The following is a 19,862-nucleotide window of genomic DNA, read 5'->3' on the forward strand; positions in this document are numbered from 1 at the left end:
GAGGGTGACGTGCGCGCGCGGGCTCATGGCTCTGACCTGTACTTGGCGGTGAGGCCGATGAGGAAGTTGCGCAGGATCTGATCCCCGCAATCCTGGTAGTGCTTGTGATCCTTGGCGCGGAACAGGGCGCTCAGCTCGGACTTGGAGAGGTTGAAGTTGGCGAGCTTGAGGGTGCCCAGCATGTCTTCTTCCTTGTAGTCGAGGCCGATGCGCAGCTTGCGCAGGATCAGGTTGTTGTTGATCCGGTTCGGGATCACCTGGGGCGGGGCATTTTCCCGCACACCGCGACGCACGGCGATGAAGCCGTCGAGGAACTGGCTCAGGGCCGAGTCCGGGCAGGCGGCATAGCCTGCTTCCTGCTCTTCCCCTTCCGCTGCCTCTTTCAGCAACCAGCTGTGGAGCTGGGCGTGATCGACGGTCAGGTTGCCCTTGGCAAACATCTCGACCATCTGATCGTTGCTGATGGTGAGGGCATAGCGCAGGCGGCGCAGAATATCGTTGTTGGTCATGTTGACTCCTGTGGAAACGGCGCGATTTTACCATCTGCGGGCCCCGCAGTCAGAAAAAGCGCCTCACTCGGCCAGGGAGAGGTAGCGGGGGGCCTCCCGCCGCACCTGCTCCAGGGCATCTTGCAGCTCCAGCAGCTCGGGTTCGAGCTCGCTAACCGGTACGCCGTCGCGCAACTGCTGCTCGAGCTGGGAGAGCAGGCGTTGCAGGCCGGGCACCCCCGAGTAGGCACAGCCGCCGTTGAGGCGATGGAGCTGGGCCAGCACCTCGGCATCCTCCACTCCGCCCGCCAGCGCCTCGTCCAGCATGGGTTCCACCTCGTCGAAACTGGCCAGCAGCATGGTCAGCATCTCCCTGGCGAGTTCCGGCTTGCCCGCCGCCTGGCGCACCGCCAGGGTCCAGTCTATCTGCTGATCCCCCTGGTTCTGGTGGCGTCTGTGGGCGAAGTCGGTGATGAGCTGCGCCAGCATGCCCTCGTCGATGGGCTTGGCCAGGTAGTCGTCCATGCCCTGGCGGATCAGCCGCTCCCGCTCGCCCGGGATGGCATGGGCGGTGACCGCGACTATGGGGGTCTCGGTGTTGAGGGAGTGATGGCGGATCGCCTGGGTGGCGCTGATGCCATCCATGACGGGCATCTGGATATCCATGAAGATGATGTCGAACGGCTGGCTCTGGGCCAGGTTGACCGCCTCCTTGCCGTTCTTGCACACCACCACCTCGGTCACCATCTCCTTGAGCATGGCAGCGATGAGCTTGAGGTTGGCGGCGTTGTCATCCACCGCCAGCACCTTGACGGCCTGTACCCGGTGGGGTATCGGCGCGGGCAGCGGCGTACGCCTGGCCGCCTCGGGGGAGAGCAGGGCGTGCAGCAGCTTGCGGTGGTTGATGGGCTTGGAGAGGCAGTGGGCGGCGCCATGGGCCAGCATGGCGTCATAAAGCGCCGGCTCGTGGCTGCTGAGCAGCACTATGGTGTTCTGTTGCCCGCTGAGGCCATCGAGGCGGGTGATCACCTGCTGCGGGGTGTGCAGTGTGCTGCTGCCGATGATCACCATGTCCTGGCTGCCCATCTCAGGCCAGTCGTCGGTTATGGTCAGGGACTGCACGTCCAGCTGCCATTCGGCCAGCAGGGCGAGCAGGGAGGCGTGAGTGAAGGGATCTGGCTCCAGCAGCCAGACCCGCTTGCCCAGGATGCGATCCAGCGGCAGCCGCTCGGTCTGGGGCAGGGGAGAGACATCCAGCTCCAGGTTGAAGGAGAAGACGGAGCCCTTGCCAAGCTCGGATTCGAAGCGGATCTGGCCTCCCATCTGCTGCACCAGTTTCTGGGTGATGACGAGGCCAAGACCGGTGCCACCATAGCGGCGGGAGATGGAGGAGTCGGCCTGATTGAAGGCCTGGAACAGCTGGCGTTGCTGCTCCTCCGAGATGCCGATGCCGGTATCGCGGATGAGGACCCGCAGGCGTACCTTGCTGCCGTTGGGGGCCCCGGTCTGCTCGACGCGCACATCGACGTTGCCCCGTTCGGTGAACTTGATGGCGTTGCCGGCGAGGTTGGTCAGCACCTGTTGCAGGCGCATGGGGTCGCCGGTGAGGTAGTCCGGCACGGCGGCGTCTACCTGCAAGGAGAGCTCGAGTTGCTTGTCGTGGGCACTCGGTCCCAGCAGGTGCATGGTCTCGTTGAGGGTGTCCCGCAGGCTGAACGGTATATGCTCGAGCTGCAGCTTGCCCGCCTCCAGCTTGGAGAAGTCAAGGATGTCGTTGATGATGCCAAGCAGGTTGCGCGCCGACTTCTCTATGGTCTGCATGTAGTCGGTCTGGCTCGGGGTCAGGCTGGTCTTGAGCAGCTGGCGGGTGAAGCCGATGACGCCGTTGAGCGGGGTGCGCAGCTCGTGGGACATGTTGGCCAGAAACTCGGATTTGACCCTGGCCGCCTCTTGCGCCCGTTTCTTCGCCATGTCGAGCTCGACGTTCTGGATCTCTATTTGTTCAAGCGTCTCTCGCAGATCCGAGGTCGCCTGATCGATGTTCTGCTGCATCTCCTCATGGTATTCGGAGAGCGCCTTGGCCATGGCGTTGATGCCGTTCTTCAGCATGTCCAGCTCGCCGGTGAGCTGACCGCTGACCCGGGTATCGAGGCGCCCCTCCCTGATCCTGTGCACCGCCTGCACCATATCGGTGATGGGCTGGGTCACGCTCTTGACCAGGCGGAAGCCGAACAGGGTACTGATGGCGAGGCCGATGAGCACTATGATCACCGCGAAGAAGGCGTCGCGATATTGCAGGACTATGGCCCTGTCGGTGGCGAGCTGCATGGAGATGTAGCCGATGACCGGCGGCTCCAGGTCGCTCGGCAGGGGGAAGCCGTCCAGGCTGGTCTCGGCCTGGATGGGGGTGCGCAATATGATGTCATCGCCGTTGAAGGTGACGCTGGTCAGCGCCGGGATGGCGCTGCCGTCCGGCAGGCGCAGCTGGCTGAAGTCCCTGTGGTAGTTGGAGGTGACGAACAGCTGGTTGTCCTGGGTGAAGACGGCGATGGACTTGATGAAGGGGGAGTTCTTGCGATGGGTCAGCCCTATCAGCCGCTTGAGGGATTCGCGACTGTGCTGGGTCATGCCGTATTCACTGGCGATGGCCAGGGGCTCTATGATGTTGATGCCCTGATCGATCAGGTTGTTTTCCAGCTGATGGTAGCGGTGGAAGGTGAAGTAACCGGCGATCAGGCCGCCGATGATCAGGGTTGGCAATATGGTAAATGCCAGTACACGGGCTCTGAGGCCGTACTTGGTCATGCTGATAAACCGCCGGCAAACATGATGAAGACCATAGCCTCGGGGGCCTGTGGGCGCAGGGGGAGGGCTGGCAATACAGTCGATGTCACCGTAAGGGCGCTCAGGCCGTATCCTGTCATATCAATGGGCCACTTATGGTCAGATTGGGCAATGGGGCAGAGGCCGCAGCTCGGGCCCTCAGGCCGCATTTGGTCATACTATTATTCTTGTGGGACAATGGCCTGCTGCAGATTCCACAATCATGACATAGCCACCTATAGGCACCAAGTTTTATGGCCCAGTTTTTCAAGCCCCAAAAGAAATCCACCCAGCCCCAACGTATTGAATTTACGATAGACAGTCTGGACCACCACTGTGTCGGTGTCGGCCGTCATCAGGGCAAGGCCATCTTCGTCGAAGGGGCACTCCCCGGTGAGCTGATCAAGGCTCGCATCCTCGATGACAAGAAGCACTATGCCCACGCCGCCCTGCAACAGATAGTGACCCCGGCGGCCAATCGCATCGATCCCTTCTGCCCCCATTATCGCGAGTGCGGCGGTTGCAGTGCCCAGCACCTCGGCGAAGCGGATCAGCAGGCGGTCAAGGAGGCCGGGCTGGTCAGCCTGTTCGAGCGCCTTGGCAACATCAAGGCGCCGGCGCTCGAGCCCGTGCTCAAGGGGGAGTCCCGCGCCTACCGCCGGGTCTGCCGTCTCGCCATCAAGTTTGACAAGAACGGTCGCTGCACCCGGGTGGGCTTCCGTCGCCGTCAATCCAATGATCTGGTGGAGGTGGCGGGCTGCCCCGTGTTGGCCGATCCCCTCTCTGCCCTCATCACCCCCCTGCGCGAGTGCCTCAATCGCTTGAAGAGCCAGCGCGAGCTGGGCCATGCGGAGCTCATCCAGGCAGAACAGGGCATCATGATGCTGCTGCGCCACACAGGTCGCCCCAACGAGGCGGATCGCGCCCTGCTGGTGGCGTTTGCCGAAGCCCAGGGGATAGACCTCTACCTTCAGGCGGCGGATGAGCGCATCGAACCCCTGCGCCAACAATTTCAGCCGAGCTACACCCTCGATGGCCTGTCTCTTGCATTCGCCCCTGGCGACTTCATTCAGGTCAACGGCCCCATCAATCAGAGCATGGTGACCCAGGCGCTGGCGTGGCTGGGGGCGACCAAGGACGACAAGGTGCTGGATCTCTTCTGCGGCATCGGCAACTTCACCCTGCCGCTGGCCCGTCAGGCCCGTGAAGTGGTGGGGGTCGAGGGGGAGCTCGCCATGGTGGCCCGTGCCGAGGAGAATGCCAGACGCAACGGCATCGACAACGCCCGTTTCTACAAGGCGGACTTGAGCGGCGACATAGTCGGCATGTCCTGGGCGCGGGAAGGCTTCGATCTGGTGCTGCTGGATCCGGCCCGGCCCGGGGCGCTGGAAGTCATGAGCCACGTGGTGGCACTTTCGCCCAAGCGGGTGGTCTATGTTTCCTGTAACCCTGTCACCCTGGCCCGGGACAGCCAGGTATTGGTGAAGGGGGGTTATCGACTGGCCCGTCTGGGGATGCTGGACATGTTCCCCCACACCGGCCACCTGGAGTCCATGGCGCTGTTTGAACGGGATTGAGCAGGCTGTTTTCAGATTGCCGGGGCTGCGTTTTGTCGGCCTTCCGATGCTGGTAGCGCTGTTTGAGCAGGGGTGATTAGGGTAATCTAGATCTGCAAAAATGGACCTGATGTGCGAGAGAAACCTGTTGCCGGGATCGGCAACATGCCTTGAAAACTCTTTCGCGCATCCCCATTTGAGGCAGTCATCAGCTGATGAGGGGATGGCAGAGAGCATCGGCTTTCCGGCCCCACAATTTTAAGGATTGATACCATGGTTGCGGTGCGCGAAATTCATTTGAAAGACAATTTCACTCTGGAAGAGTGGGTCAGCTCCCTCTCCTTAAGTGAAAGTGACAAGAATCAACTGCGAACCGTCTACCAGTATTGTCTGACGCTTGGCGACGAGGCGCTCACCAGCCGCCTGCTGGTGCGTGGGGTCGAGATGGTGGGCATACTGCTGATGCTCAGCATGGATCTCGCCACCCTCAAGTCGGCCATCCTCTATCCCTTCGTCGAAGCCGGTCTCATCAAGCAGGAGAAGGTGAACGAGGACTTCGGCCCCAAGATCGCCAAGCTGGTGGAAGGGGTGCTGGAGATGGAGGCCATCCGCTCCCTGCAGACCCTGCACCGCAGCGAGACCTCGCCGGAGCAGGTGGACAACGTGCGCCGCATGTTGCTCGCCATGGTGGAGGATGTGCGCGCCGTCGTCATCAAGCTGGCGGAGCGGATCGCCTGCCTGCGGGAGGCCAAGCTGGCGGATGAGGAGACCCGGGTGCTGATGGCCCAGGAGATCACCAACATCTATGCGCCCCTTGCCAACCGCCTCGGCATAGGTCAGCTCAAGTGGGAGCTCGAAGATCTCGCCTTCCGTTACCTGCACCCGGACACCTACAAGCAGATCGCCAAGCAGCTCGACGAGAAACGACTCGATCGGGAGCGCTACATCCGCGAGTTCGTGCAGTCCCTGCGCGATGCGCTGGCGGAGGCCGGGGTCGAGGCCGAAGTCTACGGCCGCCCGAAACACATCTACAGCATCTGGCGCAAGATGCAGAAGAAGCACCTCGAATTCAACGAGCTGTTCGACGTGCGTGCGGTGCGGGTGATCACCAAGCGGCTGCAGGATTGCTATGCGGCGCTTGGCATAGTTCACACCCATTTCCACCATATTCCCCGCGAGTTTGACGACTATGTCGCCAACCCCAAGCCCAACGGCTACCAGTCCATCCACACAGTGGTGGTGGGGGAGGAGGGGAAGACGGTGGAGATCCAGATCCGCACCGAGCAGATGCATCAGGATGCCGAACTCGGCGTCGCGGCTCACTGGCGCTACAAGGAAGGGGCTCAGGCCGCCGCCAAGACCAGTACCTTCGAAGACAAGATCGAGTGGCTGCGCAAGCTCCTCGCCTGGCAGGAGGATCTCTCCGAGAGCGGCTCTTTGCTGGACGACCTGCGCAGTCAGGTGTTCGAGGACAGAGTCTATGTGTTCACCCCCAAGGGGGACGTCATCGACCTGCCGGCGGGGGCTACCCCGCTCGATTTCGCCTATCACGTTCACAGCATGATCGGCCACCGCTGCATCGGGACCAAGGTGGATGGCCGCATAGTGCCCTTTACCTACACGCTGCAGACCGGTGATCAGGTGGAGGTGATCACCCAGAAGGAACCGAACCCGAGCCGGGACTGGATGAACCCCAATGCGGGCTTCCTGCGCTCCAGCCGGGCGAGAGCCAAGGTGGCGACCTGGTTCAGAAAGCTGGATCGGGACAAGAACATCGCCGCCGGCAAGGAGCTGCTGGAGAAGGAGCTGGACAGGCACAACCTGACCCTCTCCAAGGTAGACAAGGTGGTGCTGGAACGCTTCCATGCGGAGGAGCTGGAGGATCTGCTGGCCGGGATCGGCAGCGGCGACATCCGCATCAACCAGCTGCTCAACTACCTCGACACCCGTTACAACAAGCCGACGGCGGAGGAAGAAGACCGCCGCCTGCTGGAGAAGCTGGAGCAGAAGGCCAATGCGCCCTTCCGCCCCAAGGCCAAGGATCACATCGTAGTAGAAGGGGTCGGCAATCTGATGACCCACATTGCCCGCTGCTGCCAGCCCATCCCGGGCGACTCCATCCAGGGCTTCATCACCATGGGTCGTGGCGTCTCCATTCACCGGGAAGATTGCGAACAGCTGAAAGAGCTCTCTCGCCGCAATCCGGAGCGACTGATCGATGCGGTCTGGGGGGAGAACTACTCCGGCGGCTATGGTCTCACCATTCGCATCCTCTCCAACGACAGATCCGGCCTGCTGCGGGACATCACCACAGTGCTGGCCAACGAGAAGATCAACGTCATGGGGGTGCGTTCACGCTCCAACGTGCGCGAGCAGACCGCCGAGATCGACATGGAACTGGAGATCTACAACATCAACGCCTTTAACCGGGCCTTGGCCAAGCTCAGCCAGCTCAACGACGTGATCAGCGCCAAGCGCCTCTGATACCCCATAAAAAGTGACCGGCCTCCGTGGCCGGTCCTGTTTTAACCCTTTCAACGAAGTGAAGCGACCCTCTCATGTCCCAACGTTACGACCTGCCTCAATTGCTCGACATCATGGCTCAGCTGCGCTCCCCGGACGGGGGCTGCCCCTGGGATCTCAAGCAGAGCTTCCAGACCATAGTGCCCCACACCCTGGAGGAGGCCTACGAAGTGGCCGATGCCATCGAGACCCAGGATTGGGAAGGATTGAAGGGTGAACTGGGGGATCTGCTGTTCCAGGTGGTCTTCTACGCCCAGCTTGGCAAGGAGCAGGGACTGTTCGATTTTGCCGACATCGTCGATGCGGTGAGCGAGAAGCTCATTCGCCGTCATCCCCATGTGTTTTCCGATGCGGATCTTGGCGATGAGCAGGCGGTCAAGGTGAACTGGGAGGCGGAAAAAGCCAAAGAGCGGGCGGCACTCGATAAAGAGAGCGTGCTGGACGACATCCCCCTCTCGCTACCGGCCCTGACCCGGGCCGCCAAGATCCAGAAGCGCTGCGCCACCGTCGGTTTCGACTGGAAGACCCTCGGCCCCGTGGTGGACAAGATCCACGAGGAGATCGAGGAGGTGATGGAAGAAGCGTTGATGGTCGACGTGGACGAGGCGCGGGTGAGCGATGAGCTTGGCGATCTCTTGTTTGCCACCGTCAATCTGGTGCGTCACTTGGGCAAGGATCCGGAGCAGGTGCTGCGGGGCGCCAACGCCAAGTTCGAGCGTCGCTTTCGGCAGGTTGAGCAATTTATCGCTGCGGAAGGCTTGAAAATGACCGATTGTTCGCTCGAAAAGCTGGACTCCGCCTGGGACAAGGCCAAGGAAACCGAACAAAGTTGATTTGGCGCAAGACGAGGGGGCGGCGAGCCTGATAGATTTTTGTTCATTGTTTGGGAGAGGGGGTTTTGGTATACTGTTTCCCCGTCCTGCTTCATCCCCGAAGCACCCCTTAAAATTCCCTAAACTTCTTTCAGGTTCAGCATGACGACAAAATATATTTTTGTAACTGGTGGCGTTGTTTCATCCCTCGGCAAAGGCATTGCCGCAGCTTCTCTGGCAGCCATTCTGGAAGCCCGTGGTCTGGATGTGACCATCATGAAACTGGACCCCTATATCAACGTGGATCCGGGCACCATGAGCCCGACCCAGCACGGTGAAGTGTTCGTAACCGAGGACGGGGCCGAGACCGATCTGGATCTGGGCCATTACGAGCGTTTCATCCGCACCAAGATGACCCGTCGCAACAACTTCACCACCGGCCGCATCTATGCCGACGTGCTGCGCAAAGAGCGTCGTGGTGACTATCTGGGCGCCACCATCCAGGTCATCCCGCACATCACCAACGCCATCAAGGAGCGGGTGATTGCCGGCGCCGAAGGCCATCAGGTGGCCATCGTCGAAGTGGGCGGTACAGTGGGCGACATCGAGTCCCTGCCGTTCCTCGAAGCCATTCGTCAGCTGGCTGCCGAAGTGAGCCGCGACAATGCCATGTTCATGCACCTGACCCTGGTTCCTTACCTGGCCGCTGCCGGTGAAGTGAAGACCAAGCCGACCCAGCACTCCGTCAAAGAGCTGCTCTCCATCGGGATCCAGCCAGACGTGCTGATCTGCCGCTCCGATCGCGCCATTCCGGCCAACGAGCGTGCCAAGATCGCCCTGTTCTGCAACGTGCCGGAGCGCGCCGTCATCTCCATGAAGGACGTCGACTCCATCTACAAGATCCCGGCGCTGCTCAAGTCCCAAAATCTGGATGACTACTTCATCGCCCGTTTCGGTCTGGAGTGCAAGGAAGCTGACTTGTCCGAGTGGGAACAGGTGGTCTATGAAGAGGCCAACCCGACCGCAGAAGTGACCATCGGCATGGTCGGCAAGTATGTCTCCCTGCCGGATGCCTACAAGTCCGTCAACGAGGCGCTCAAGCATGGCGGCCTGAAGACGCGTCTCTCCGTCAACATCAAGTTCATCGACTCCCAGGACATCGAGACCCGTGGCTCCGAGCTGCTGGAAGGTCTGGACGCCATCCTGGTCCCGGGTGGTTTCGGTGAGCGTGGCGTGGAAGGGAAGATCCTGGCCGCCCAGTATGCCCGTGAGAACAAGATCCCTTACCTGGGTATCTGTCTGGGGATGCAGGTTGCCATGATCGAGTTCGCTCGCAACGTGGCTGGCATGACAGGGGCTCACTCCTCCGAATTCAAGAAAGATTGCGCCTACCCGGTTGTCGGCCTCATCACCGAATGGGTGGATGAAGAAGGCAACGTCGAGACCCGCACCGAGAAATCCGATCTGGGTGGCACCATGCGTCTGGGTTCCCAGCTCTGCCACCTGGTAGAAGGCTCCAAGGTGCGTCAGATGTACGGCACCCCGACCATTTACGAGCGTCACCGTCACCGTTATGAGGTGAACAACAAGCTGCTGCCGCAGATCGAAGCGGCCGGCTTGAAGGTGACCGGTCTCTCCGCCGACAAGAAGCTGGTGGAAATTATCGAGATTCCGGATCACCCTTGGTTCGTGGCGGCGCAGTTCCACCCGGAGTTCACCTCGACTCCCCGTGATGGCCACGCCCTGTTCGCCGGTTTTGTGAAGGCGGCAGGCGAGTATCAGAAGCGTAATTTGAAGTAATTGAAAATAAATGCGGTTGGGGCTCTGTGCCGCAGCCGCTTTTTTTGGCATATTTTTGTTGTTTTTTTACGAAACCTGAGGAAATACACATGTCCAAGATCGTTAAAGTGATCGGTCGTGAAATCATCGACTCCCGTGGTAACCCGACCGTTGAGGCCGAAGTTCACCTGGAAGGTGGTTTTGTTGGTATGGCAGCCGCTCCGTCTGGCGCGTCCACCGGTTCCCGCGAAGCGCTGGAACTGCGTGACGGCGACAAGAGCCGTTTCCTGGGTAAAGGCGTGCTGAAAGCCATCGAAGCCGTTAACGGCCCGATCGCTCAGGCTCTGCTGGGTAAAGATGCCAAGGACCAGGCCGCTATTGACCAGATCATGATCGACCTCGACGGTACCGAGAACAAATCCAAGTTCGGCGCCAACGCCATCCTGGCCGTTTCCCTGGCTAACGCCAAAGCCGCTGCTGCTGCCAAGGGCCTGCCGCTGTACGCCCACATCGCCGAACTGAACGGCACCCCGGGTGTCTACTCCATGCCGCTGCCCATGATGAACATCATCAACGGTGGTGAGCACGCCGACAACAACGTCGACATCCAGGAGTTCATGATCCAGCCGGTTGGCGCCAAGACCCTGAAAGAAGCCATCCGCATGGGTGCCGAGGTCTTCCACAACCTGGCCAAGGTACTGAAGTCCAAGGGCTACGCCACTGCAGTGGGCGACGAAGGCGGTTTCGCACCTAACCTGAAGTCCAACGCCGAAGCGCTGGAAGTGATCTCCGAAGCCGTTGCCGCTGCCGGTTACAAGCTGGGCACCGACATCACCCTGGCCATGGACTGCGCTGCTTCCGAGTTCTACGACGCAGAGAAGAAAGAGTACAACCTGAAGGGCGAAGGTCGTATCTTCACCTCCAACGAGTTCTCCGACTACCTGGCCGACCTGACCACCAAGTTCCCGATCGTCTCCATCGAAGATGGCCTGGACGAATCTGACTGGGAAGGCTTCGCCTACCAGACTGCTGAACTGGGCAAGAAAATCCAGATCGTGGGTGACGACCTGTTCGTAACCAACACCAAGATCCTGAAGCGCGGCATCGACAACGGCATCGCCAACTCCATCCTGATCAAGTTCAATCAGATCGGTTCCCTGACCGAAACTCTGGCTGCCATCAAGATGGCCAAGGACGCTGGCTACACCGCCGTCATCTCCCACCGCTCCGGTGAGACCGAAGACGCGACCATCGCCGACCTGGCCGTGGGTACCGCTGCTGGCCAGATCAAGACCGGTTCCATGAGCCGTTCTGACCGTGTTGCCAAGTACAACCAGCTGATCCGTATCGAAGAAGCCCTGGGTGCCAAGGCTCCGTTCCGCGGCCTGAAAGAAGTAAAAGGCCAGTAATTACTGCCTGCAATTCTTAAGCTGTTGAAAAGCCCCGCCACGCTGGCGGGGCTTTTTTATATCCGTCGCCCCCCAATTGTCAGGCCAGCCCCTGATCGGCAGCGGTTTTCCTGTGGTTGCCGCCAACCTGGCGCCAAGGCCGTCCCTCCTGGGGATAGCGCGGGTTTTTGACTCTCGTCTGCGAGACCCCGCCATCTTTTTTATTCCCCCGGCCCGTCTGGCACACCGGCTTTCTTTTGTCTTGCCTGCGAATATGGGAAACTAGGCCGCTTGAAGGAGACTCAGTGCATGCGGCTACTCACTCTTATCCTGCTCCTCCTCTTGGGAGGGCTGCAATATGACTTCTGGCTGGGGAAAAACGGCCTATCCGATTATCGGGAGCTCTCCAATGCCATCGAGCGGCAACAGCAGGACAATCTGGTTCTCAAGGACCGCAACAACCTGATTTACCGGGAGATCGACGATCTGACCTCGGGCCTTGAGGCCATCGAGGAGCTGTCGCGCAACGATCTTGGCTACATCAAGCAGGGCGAGACCTTCTACCGGATCATTCCCAAAGACAAAGACCAAGTAACGGAGCCGGACGGCGTCCCCTACGATGACTGATTGCCACAGCGGGCTGACCGCCATAGTTCCGGCCGCCGGTATCGGCAGCCGCATGGGGGCCGACTGCCCCAAGCAGTACCTGACACTGGCAGGGAAGACCATCCTGGAGCATACGCTCGGCTGTTTATTGTCCCATCCGGCCATAGCCCGGGTGATAGTGGCGCTGGCGCCGCACGATGAGTGGTTCGAACAACTGGCCGTGGCGGCCGACCCGCGCATTCTGCGGGTCGAGGGAGGAATCGAGCGCGCCTATTCGGTGCTCAACGCCCTGCATGTGGCACAGGGGAAGTGGGTGCTGGTACACGATGCCGCCCGTCCCTGCCTCTGCCACAGCGATCTCGACAAGCTGATCACGACAGCCATGGCGTGCGATGGAGCCATCCTCGGCAGCCGGGTGCGGGACACCATGAAACGCACCGACGGGGCAGGCAACATAGTGGCCACCGTCGAGCGCGAACAGCTCTGGCATGCCCTGACGCCGCAGATGTTCCCCGCCGGCACCCTGAAACGGGCGCTGGAGGAGGGGCTGGCACTGGGGGCCCTCATCACAGACGAAGCCTCCGCCATGGAGCGCGCCGGTTTTACCGTGAAGATGGTGGAGGGGCGTGCCGACAACATCAAGGTGACCCGACCGGAAGATCTCTCCCTGGCCGAGCTCTTTTTACAACAACAGAGTGCGCGCCAGCAGGCGCGACCCGATTGACCCGCAGAGGGGCCCGCATGATCCGCATTGGACATGGTTTTGACGAGACAGATTTCTGTGTATTGAGGGGGGATCAGGCATGATGCGAATTGGACATGGTTTTGACGTGCACAGGTTTGGCGGGGTTGGCCCCTGCATGCTGGGTGGCGTCCCGGTACCCTATGAACAGGGCCTGCTGGCCCATTCTGATGGTGACGTTGTGCTGCATGCGGTGAGCGATGCCCTGCTGGGAGCCATAGGCGCCGGCGACATAGGTCGCCACTTCCCCGATACCGCAGCGCAATTCAAGGGGATCGACAGCCGCATCCTGCTGCGGGACGTCTTTGCCCGGGTACAGCAGGCGGGCTACGCCATCGGCAACCTGGATGTGACCATCATCGCCCAGGCCCCCAAGATGGCGCCCCATATCGCGGCCATGTGCGCCGTGCTGGCGGCCGATCTGCAATGTGATTTGAACCGGGTGAATGTCAAGGCGACCACCACAGAACAACTCGGGTTTACGGGGCGCAAGGAAGGGATCGCCACCGAAGCCGTCGTCTTACTGGTGAAACAATGATGCTGGAACAGCTGAGCTATCTGCACGGGGCGCCTGTCGCCCGCGGCATCCTCAAGGCCGAGGCCGCCGACTTCGTGGTGAATGAAGATCTCGGCTTCGAACCTTGCGGGGAAGGGGAGCACATCTTCGTGCGGGTGCGCAAAACCGGCGAGAACACCGCCTGGGTGGCGGGCCTGCTGGCCGATGCGGCCGGCGTCAATCGCAATGCGGTGACCTGGGCGGGCTTGAAGGATCGCCACGCGGTGACCGAGCAGTGGTTCGGCATTCACCTGCCGGGCAAGGGCGAACCGGATCTCTCTGTCATCCAGAGCGACAGCATCCAGATCCTGCAGGCCAAACGCCACAACAAGAAGTTGCGGGTTGGTTACCTCAAGGGCAACCACTTCACCCTGCGCCTCACCGGTCTGGAGCAGGCAGGGGATCTGGAAGCCCGGCTGCAGGCCATCGCCGTCCAGGGCGTGCCCAACTACTACGGCGAGCAGCGCTTTGGCCGGGATGGCAACAACTTGGACGCGGCCAAGGCCATGTTTGCCGGCAAGCGGATCAAGGATCGCAACAAGCGCTCCCTCTATCTCTCAGCCGCCCGCAGCATGCTGTTCAATGCCATCGTCAGCGCCCGCATCGAGCAGGGGCTGGCACACCAGCTGCTGGCCGGTGACTGCGTGATGCTGAGGGGCAGCCACTCCATCTTCAGTGAAGAGGTGCTGACCCCGGAGCTGGAGGCGCGCCTCGCCTCCGGCGACGTGCAGCTCACCGCCCCCCAGTGGGGCCGTGGCCGACTGGCGAGCCAGGGTGCCGCCGCCGAGTTTGAACTGGCGGTGCTGGCCCCTTACGCCGAATGGTGTGACGGGCTGGAGAAGGCAGGGCTGGATCAGGACAGGCGTCCGCTGCTGCTCAAGCCGGAGCAGATGAGCTGGCAGCAGGATGGCGAGGTGCTGACCCTCTCCTTCTTCCTGCCGGCCGGCGCCTTTGCCACCAGCGTGGTGCGCGAGTTAATGCAGGCCGAAGAGGCCGATCACGGTTTCAGGAACCCAACCGATGCGAATTCTGGTCAGTAATGACGATGGAGTACATGCCGAGGGCATTCGTGCCCTCAGCGAGGCGCTGACTGCCTGCGGCGAAGTCATTGTGGTAGCGCCGGATCGCAACCGCAGCGGCGCGAGTCACTCCCTGACGCTGGAAGTGCCGCTGCGGGTTACGCGCCTTGGCGAAACCGGCTTTAATGGCAGCGAGAGCTATGCGGTGAAGGGCACCCCGACCGACTGCGTGCACCTGGCGGTCAACGAGCTGGTGCGCCCGGAACCGGACATGGTGGTGGCCGGGATCAACCACGGTGCCAACCTGGGGGATGATGTCATCTACTCGGGCACGGTCGCTGCGGCCACCGAGGGGCGCCACCTCGGCTTCCCCTCCATCGCCATCTCCCTGGTAGGCAAGACCCACTTCGCCACGGCGGCTCACCATGCGGTCCTGCTGGTGAAGGGGCTGATGAAACATCCCCTGCCAGCCGATCAGATCCTCAACGTCAATGTGCCGGACCTGCCCCTCGAGCAGATCAAGGGGATCAGGGTGACCCGCCTTGGCAACCGCCATCCCGCCGAGTCGGTGATCCGCAGCGAGGATCCCCGTGGTCAACCCATCTACTGGATAGGCCCCCCCGGCAGCCAGCAGGATGCGGGAGACGGCACGGATTTCGCCGCCATCGAGCAGGGTTATGTCTCCATCACCCCGTTGACCATCGACATGACTGCCTATGACAGTCTGGCGAGTCTGGGTGCCTGGCTGGATCTGCAGGGATGACGTTGTGATAGTACAGCGCCTGTTGAATCAACTGATTGCCCAGGACATTCGTGATTTCCGCGTGCTCGCGGCGATTGCGAAAGTGCCGCGCCAGCTGTTTGTGGATGAAGCCATGGCCCACAAGGCCTGGGATAATACTGCCCTGCCCATCGGCCACGGCCAGACCATCTCCCAGCCCTACATAGTGGCGCGGATGACGGAGCTGCTGATCCAGAACGATCCGGCCCATGTGCTGGAGATCGGCACTGGATCCGGCTATCAGACCGCAGTGCTGGCCCATCTGGTGGAGCATGTCTACACGGTGGAGCGGATCAAGTCGCTGCAGTTCCAGGCCCGGCGCCGGCTGCGCCAGCTCGACTTGCACAATGTCTCGGCCAAGCACGGCAACGGCTGGCTGGGCTGGCCCAACAAGGGGCCGTTCGATGCCATTCTGGTGACGGCTGCGGCGAGCGAGGTACCCAAGGCCCTGACCGATCAGCTGGCCGAAGGCGGGCGTCTGGTGCTGCCGGTGGGGGATAGTCAGCAAACTTTGCAGCTAATCGAGCGATCCGGCTCCCAGCTGACCAGCCGGATCCTGGAGCCGGTGCGTTTTGTCCCCCTGATTGACGGAGATGTGGAGTGAAGCTGTTTTCCCGTTTGTACGTACTGGTGATGCAGTGGGCCCGCCACAAGCACGCCCCCTGGTATCTCTCCATCACCGCCTTTATCGAGTCGGTGTTCTGGCCGATCCCGGTGGACGTGATGCTGGCCCCCATGGCGCTCGCCAAGCCGCACAAGGCGTGGCACTACGCCGGGTTGGCAACCTTCTTCTCTGTGCTGGGGGCGCTGTTTGGTTATGCCCTGGGCTATGCCCTGTGGGAGCCCGTGGTCCAGCCGCTGGTGGTCTCTGTCGGCTATGAAGACAAGATTGCGCTGGCCGAGCAGTGGTTCACGCAGTGGGGGATCTGGGTGATTTTTATTGCCAGTTTCACGCCGATCCCCTACAAGGTGTTTACCGTCACGGCGGGCTTGCTTCATATGGCGCTACTGCCATTTATCGTGACCTCCCTCATCGGTCGTGGCATGCGCTTTTTCCTGGTCGCGGGCCTGATGCGGTGGGGGGGTGAGAAGATGGAGCGCAAGCTGATGCACTATGTGGATGTGCTCGGCTGGCTCTGTATTGGTTTGGCCATTGCGGCCTATTTCTGGTTTAGTCGTTAAGGATCCACTATGCGTTCGCGTGTTTGGCAAGGAAGCAGTGTCGTCGTGTTGTCATGGCTACTGCTTGCCTGCTCTTCCAGCAAGACTGCTGCCCCGGTACAGAGTCTGGGCAATGACCCCATTGCCTCGACCATCCCGACTCGTCAAAACATGGCCAATTCGGGCATGCAGGGTGGCAGTTACACAGTGGTGAAGGGGGATACCCTGTACTCCATCGCATTCCGTTCTGGCATGGATGTCGCATCCCTGGTCAGCCTCAACGGGATCAGCCCTCCCTACAACATCTATCCGGGCCAGCAGCTCAGGCTGGATGGCTCTTCCGGCGCCGTGGTCAGCACCGGCATGGCGATGAGCCGCCCTGTCACAAGCGGCAACGGCACCTATGAGGTGCGTCGTGGGGATACCCTGAGCAGCATAGGCCGCCAGTTCAATGTCTCCAATCAGACTCTGGCACAGCGCAACAACCTGCAGGCCCCCTATTCGCTCCATGTTGGCCAGGTGCTCAACGTGGGGGCGAGTGCGGCGGCAGGCGGCCAGATGGTGGCGGCGACCACTCCGTCTGTGACCAGCTCCGGACCCAAACCCATGGCGACGGCACCGGCAGGTACGACCACCCCGTTTATTGCTCAGAAAACGATTGCTCCTGCACCGTCAACAGCATACGCTCAGGCGAAAGAACAAAAAAACGTCAGTTCCCAGTCAACTCTCTCCTGGCATTGGCCAGCTAAGGGACGGATAGTCGAAGGCTTCTCCGTTGCGGAACAAGGCAACAAGGGCATCGACATCTCCGGCCAGAAGGGCCAACCCGTTTACGCCGCCAGCGGCGGCAAAGTGGTCTACGCGGGCAGTGCACTCAGGGGTTACGGCAAGCTGATTATTCTCAAGCACAACGATGACTACCTCTCTGCTTACGCCCACAACGACGAGTTGAGGGTCAGGGAGGGAGACTCCGTCAAAGGCGGAGCCGTCATCGCCAACATGGGTAGCACGGATGCGCCGGATGTGCGCCTGCACTTTGAAATCCGGTACAAAGGCAAGTCAATCAACCCGATGGGCTATTTGCCAAAGCGTTAACCCAGAGAGCTAGGTCTTACTCTGGTTCAGGTCAGGGAGACATATCATGAGCCAAGAACAACTGGTAATGCAGGATGCAGAGTTAGAGTTCGACGAAGAGCTGGAGGCCCAGGAGGAAGAAGAGGTTCAGGAGGTTGCCGCCGAGGCTGAGGAGACTATCTCCGATGAGCTCATGGTGCCGGAACTGAACAAGGTGATGGACGCCACCCAGCTCTATCTGGGGGAGATCGGCTTCTCCCCCCTGCTCACGGCCGAAGAGGAAGTCTATTACGCCCGTCGTGCCCTGCGCGGTGACAAAGCCGCGCGCAAGCGCATGATCGAATCCAACCTGCGCCTGGTGGTCAAGATTGCCCGGCGCTACAACAACCGCGGCCTGGTGCTGCTGGATCTCATCGAAGAGGGGAACCTCGGTCTCATCCGGGCGGTCGAGAAGTTCGACCCCGAACGGGGTTTCCGTTTCTCTACCTATGCCACCTGGTGGATCCGCCAGACCATAGAGCGGGCCATCATGAACCAGACCCGTACCATACGGCTGCCGATCCATGTGGTGAAGGAGCTGAATGTCTACCTGCGCACCGCGCGTGAACTCTCCCACCGCCTAGACCATGAACCCACCGCAGAAGACATAGCCTTCGCGCTGGATCGTTCGGTCGACGATGTGAACCGCATGCTCAAGCTCAACGAAAAGATCACCTCGGTGGATACCCCCATCGGCGGCGATCGCGACAAGGCACTGCTCGACGTCCTGTCCGATGAGCGCGGCATGGGGCCAGAGCTGGAGTCTCAGGAAGATGACATGCGCAGCAGCATAGTCCACTGGCTGGAAGAGCTGAATCCCAAGCAACGTGAGGTGCTGGCTCGCCGCTTCGGCTTGCTCGGTTACGAGCCGGCAACGCTCGAAGACGTGGGGGCCGAGATTGGTCTGACCCGGGAGCGGGTGCGCCAGATCCAGGTCGAGGGGCTGCGCCGCCTGCGGGAGATACTGCTGGGGCAGGGGCTCTCCATTGAGGCCCTGTTTAGAACCAATTAATCCTAACCAACGGACGGCTATTATGCCGAGGACAGATACAACAAAGGGGCCAGAGGCCCCTTTTTCATTGCGAGAGGATCCTTGGGATCACACGGGATCCAGGGTATCCAGCGGCCAGCGCGGCACCGCCTTGACGACCAGCGGCTCGAACACACCCGCTTTCAGGCGCTGCATGCCGGCATAGGCGATCATGGCGCCATTGTCGGTGCAATATTCGGTACGCGGATAGAACACCTCGCCCTTGAGGCTCTCCATCAGCTCGGCCAGCTGGGCACGCAGGTGACGGTTGGCGCTGACGCCACCGGCCACCACCAGGCGCTTGAGCCCTGTCTCCTTCAAGGCGCGACGACACTTGATGGCCAGGGTATCGACTACCGCATCTTCAAAGGCGCGGGCGATGTCGGCACGGGTCTGCTCATCGTCGGCATTGGCGGCTATGGTGTTGGCGGCAAAGGTCTTGAGACCGGAGAAGCTCATATCGAGCCCGGGTCTGTCCGTCATGGGGCGGGGGAAGGTGAAGCGTCCCGTGGTGCCTTTCTCGGCAAGGCGGGAGAGCAGGGGGCCGCCCGGGTAGTCCAGTCCCATCAGCTTGGCGGTCTTGTCGAAGGCCTCGCCGGCGGCATCGTCGATGGATTCCCCCAGCAGTTGATAGCTGCCGATGCCGTCGACCCGCACCAGCATGGAGTGACCGCCGGAGACCAGCAGCGCCACGAAGGGGAATTCGGGGGCCCGCTCCTCCAGCATGGGAGCCAGTAGATGGCCCTCCATATGGTGTACCGCCACGGCGGGTTTACCCCAGGCCATGGCGAGGGAGCGGCCTATGGTCGCCCCCACCAGAATGGCACCAACCAGACCCGGTCCCGCAGTGTAGGCGATGCCGTCGATGTCATCTTTACCCAGTCCCGCCTCTTGCAATGCGGCCTGGATCAAGGGGATCGTCTTGCGGACGTGATCCCGGCTGGCGAGCTCGGGGACGACGCCACCGTAGTCCGCATGCAGCTTGACCTGGCTGTATAACTGATGGGAAAGGATCCCTTTTTGATCGTCGAAGATCGCGATCCCGGTTTCGTCACAGGATGTCTCTATGCCCAATACACGCATTGCTAAAAAATTTCACTGCTAAAATGAGACGGCTATGGTAACCTTCGCGGGTTTTTTAAACCAGAGCGATCTCTGCGGGTTTACTTTCATTCCCTGTCCAGAGTATAATTTCGCACCATTTTAAGACATGCTGATCGACTGATGGTCAGCTAACAATATATCACTGAGGTGAAAGGCACATGCCAGTAATCAAAGTCCGTGAAAATGAGCCGTTTGACGTTGCTCTGCGTCGCTTCAAGCGTTCTTGCGAAAAGGCCGGTATCCTGTCTGAAGTTCGTAGCCGTGAGTTCTACGAGAAGCCGACTACCATCCGTAAGCGCGCCAAAGCGTCTGCCGTTAAGCGTCACGCCAAGAAGCTGTCCCGCGAAAACGCACGTCGTATCCGCCTGTACTAATCGGGGG

At 60.9% G+C, this 19,862-nt stretch carries 18 protein-coding genes; 15 read left to right on the forward strand and 3 right to left on the reverse strand.

Annotated elements, in window-relative coordinates; translation table 11 throughout:
• Positions 1–23 precede the first annotated feature (23 nt).
• Positions 24–509 carry a DUF1456 family protein gene (locus tag Aeroheme_RS03365; protein ID WP_025328253.1) on the reverse strand — a complete coding sequence of 162 codons (486 nt, stop codon included), beginning with the start codon at positions 507–509 and terminating at the stop codon, positions 24–26.
• 63 nt (positions 510–572) lie between these two features.
• Entirely contained in the window at positions 573–3,293 is a 2,721-nt protein-coding gene (gene barA, locus Aeroheme_RS03370; RefSeq protein WP_411166681.1) for a two-component sensor histidine kinase BarA, read from the reverse strand.
• Positions 3,294–3,565: 272 nt separating this feature from the next.
• Between barA and rlmD the strand changes: the two genes are divergently transcribed.
• The 14 genes from rlmD to rpoS all read left to right on the forward strand — a co-directional run bounded on the left by rlmD (position 3,566) and on the right by rpoS (position 18,359).
• Complete coding sequence (gene rlmD / locus Aeroheme_RS03375; RefSeq protein ID WP_411166682.1) at positions 3,566–4,888, forward strand: 23S rRNA (uracil(1939)-C(5))-methyltransferase RlmD; 1,323 nt, start codon at positions 3,566–3,568, stop codon at positions 4,886–4,888.
• Between the two features lie 252 nt (positions 4,889–5,140).
• Positions 5,141–7,351, forward strand: coding sequence for a GTP diphosphokinase (relA, locus tag Aeroheme_RS03380; protein ID WP_025328250.1), 2,211 nt, complete (start codon positions 5,141–5,143; stop codon positions 7,349–7,351).
• Between the two features lie 74 nt (positions 7,352–7,425).
• Positions 7,426–8,223, forward strand: coding sequence for a nucleoside triphosphate pyrophosphohydrolase (gene mazG / locus Aeroheme_RS03385; RefSeq protein ID WP_411166683.1), 798 nt, complete (start codon positions 7,426–7,428; stop codon positions 8,221–8,223).
• 141 nt (positions 8,224–8,364) lie between these two features.
• Positions 8,365–10,002 carry a glutamine hydrolyzing CTP synthase gene (gene pyrG, locus Aeroheme_RS03390; RefSeq protein WP_106885832.1) on the forward strand — a complete coding sequence of 546 codons (1,638 nt, stop codon included), beginning with the start codon at positions 8,365–8,367 and terminating at the stop codon, positions 10,000–10,002.
• Between the two features lie 89 nt (positions 10,003–10,091).
• Positions 10,092–11,390 (forward strand): phosphopyruvate hydratase, encoded by a 1,299-nt coding sequence (gene eno / locus Aeroheme_RS03395; RefSeq protein ID WP_411166684.1) that lies wholly within the window; start codon positions 10,092–10,094, stop codon positions 11,388–11,390.
• A 288-nt stretch (positions 11,391–11,678) separates the two neighbouring features.
• Entirely contained in the window at positions 11,679–11,996 is a 318-nt protein-coding gene (ftsB, locus tag Aeroheme_RS03400) for a cell division protein FtsB (RefSeq protein WP_106885834.1), read from the forward strand.
• Entirely contained in the window at positions 11,989–12,699 is a 711-nt protein-coding gene (gene ispD, locus Aeroheme_RS03405) for a 2-C-methyl-D-erythritol 4-phosphate cytidylyltransferase (RefSeq protein ID WP_411166685.1), read from the forward strand. The genes ftsB and ispD overlap by 8 nt, the downstream gene beginning before the upstream one ends.
• 79 nt (positions 12,700–12,778) lie before the next feature.
• On the forward strand, positions 12,779–13,255 hold the full coding sequence (gene ispF / locus Aeroheme_RS03410) for a 2-C-methyl-D-erythritol 2,4-cyclodiphosphate synthase (protein ID WP_290029036.1): 477 nt from the start codon (positions 12,779–12,781) through the stop codon (positions 13,253–13,255).
• Positions 13,255–14,313: a tRNA pseudouridine(13) synthase TruD gene (truD, locus tag Aeroheme_RS03415; protein WP_289976627.1), complete on the forward strand. Its 1,059-nt coding sequence runs from the start codon at positions 13,255–13,257 to the stop codon at positions 14,311–14,313. The genes ispF and truD overlap by 1 nt, the downstream gene beginning before the upstream one ends.
• A complete protein-coding gene (surE, locus tag Aeroheme_RS03420; RefSeq protein WP_139745771.1) occupies positions 14,294–15,055 on the forward strand; it encodes a 5'/3'-nucleotidase SurE in 762 nt (253 codons plus the stop codon). Before truD ends, surE begins: the two co-directional genes overlap by 20 nt.
• Positions 15,009–15,677, forward strand: coding sequence for a protein-L-isoaspartate(D-aspartate) O-methyltransferase (locus tag Aeroheme_RS03425; RefSeq protein WP_205598792.1), 669 nt, complete (start codon positions 15,009–15,011; stop codon positions 15,675–15,677). Before surE ends, Aeroheme_RS03425 begins: the two co-directional genes overlap by 47 nt.
• Complete coding sequence (locus Aeroheme_RS03430; RefSeq protein ID WP_025328241.1) at positions 15,674–16,255, forward strand: YqaA family protein; 582 nt, start codon at positions 15,674–15,676, stop codon at positions 16,253–16,255. Before Aeroheme_RS03425 ends, Aeroheme_RS03430 begins: the two co-directional genes overlap by 4 nt.
• 9 nt (positions 16,256–16,264) lie before the next feature.
• Entirely contained in the window at positions 16,265–17,329 is a 1,065-nt protein-coding gene (locus Aeroheme_RS03435) for a LysM peptidoglycan-binding domain-containing protein (RefSeq protein WP_408776745.1), read from the forward strand.
• A 46-nt stretch (positions 17,330–17,375) separates the two neighbouring features.
• A complete protein-coding gene (rpoS, locus tag Aeroheme_RS03440) occupies positions 17,376–18,359 on the forward strand; it encodes an RNA polymerase sigma factor RpoS (RefSeq protein WP_043131996.1) in 984 nt (327 codons plus the stop codon).
• Positions 18,360–18,446: 87 nt separating this feature from the next.
• On the opposite strand, the gene tsaD is transcribed toward rpoS, so the two are convergent.
• Positions 18,447–19,460, reverse strand: coding sequence for a tRNA (adenosine(37)-N6)-threonylcarbamoyltransferase complex transferase subunit TsaD (gene tsaD, locus Aeroheme_RS03445; protein WP_368170570.1), 1,014 nt, complete (start codon positions 19,458–19,460; stop codon positions 18,447–18,449).
• Positions 19,461–19,639: 179 nt separating this feature from the next.
• Here tsaD and rpsU point away from each other — a divergent pair, with 179 nt between their 5' ends.
• On the forward strand, positions 19,640–19,855 hold the full coding sequence (gene rpsU, locus Aeroheme_RS03450) for a 30S ribosomal protein S21 (protein ID WP_005309452.1): 216 nt from the start codon (positions 19,640–19,642) through the stop codon (positions 19,853–19,855).
• The last annotated feature ends 7 nt before the right edge of the window (positions 19,856–19,862 follow it).

The organism is Aeromonas sp. DSM 116730, assembly GCF_046581335.1.
Classification (GTDB): domain Bacteria; phylum Pseudomonadota; class Gammaproteobacteria; order Enterobacterales; family Aeromonadaceae; genus Aeromonas; species Aeromonas rivipollensis.

Coding starts and splice junctions, on each gene's coding strand:
- Aeroheme_RS03365 (WP_025328253.1), bottom strand. CDS start 509: ATGACCAACAACGATATTCTGCGCCGCCTGCGCTATGCCCTCACCATC.
- barA (WP_411166681.1), bottom strand. CDS start 3,293: ATGACCAAGTACGGCCTCAGAGCCCGTGTACTGGCATTTACCATATTG.
- rlmD (WP_411166682.1), top strand. CDS start 3,566: ATGGCCCAGTTTTTCAAGCCCCAAAAGAAATCCACCCAGCCCCAACGT.
- relA (WP_025328250.1), top strand. CDS start 5,141: ATGGTTGCGGTGCGCGAAATTCATTTGAAAGACAATTTCACTCTGGAA.
- mazG (WP_411166683.1), top strand. CDS start 7,426: ATGTCCCAACGTTACGACCTGCCTCAATTGCTCGACATCATGGCTCAG.
- pyrG (WP_106885832.1), top strand. CDS start 8,365: ATGACGACAAAATATATTTTTGTAACTGGTGGCGTTGTTTCATCCCTC.
- eno (WP_411166684.1), top strand. CDS start 10,092: ATGTCCAAGATCGTTAAAGTGATCGGTCGTGAAATCATCGACTCCCGT.
- ftsB (WP_106885834.1), top strand. CDS start 11,679: ATGCGGCTACTCACTCTTATCCTGCTCCTCCTCTTGGGAGGGCTGCAA.
- ispD (WP_411166685.1), top strand. CDS start 11,989: ATGACTGATTGCCACAGCGGGCTGACCGCCATAGTTCCGGCCGCCGGT.
- ispF (WP_290029036.1), top strand. CDS start 12,779: ATGATGCGAATTGGACATGGTTTTGACGTGCACAGGTTTGGCGGGGTT.
- truD (WP_289976627.1), top strand. CDS start 13,255: ATGCTGGAACAGCTGAGCTATCTGCACGGGGCGCCTGTCGCCCGCGGC.
- surE (WP_139745771.1), top strand. CDS start 14,294: ATGCGAATTCTGGTCAGTAATGACGATGGAGTACATGCCGAGGGCATT.
- Aeroheme_RS03425 (WP_205598792.1), top strand. CDS start 15,009: ATGACAGTCTGGCGAGTCTGGGTGCCTGGCTGGATCTGCAGGGATGAC.
- Aeroheme_RS03435 (WP_408776745.1), top strand. CDS start 16,265: ATGCGTTCGCGTGTTTGGCAAGGAAGCAGTGTCGTCGTGTTGTCATGG.
- rpoS (WP_043131996.1), top strand. CDS start 17,376: ATGAGCCAAGAACAACTGGTAATGCAGGATGCAGAGTTAGAGTTCGAC.
- tsaD (WP_368170570.1), bottom strand. CDS start 19,460: ATGCGTGTATTGGGCATAGAGACATCCTGTGACGAAACCGGGATCGCG.
- rpsU (WP_005309452.1), top strand. CDS start 19,640: ATGCCAGTAATCAAAGTCCGTGAAAATGAGCCGTTTGACGTTGCTCTG.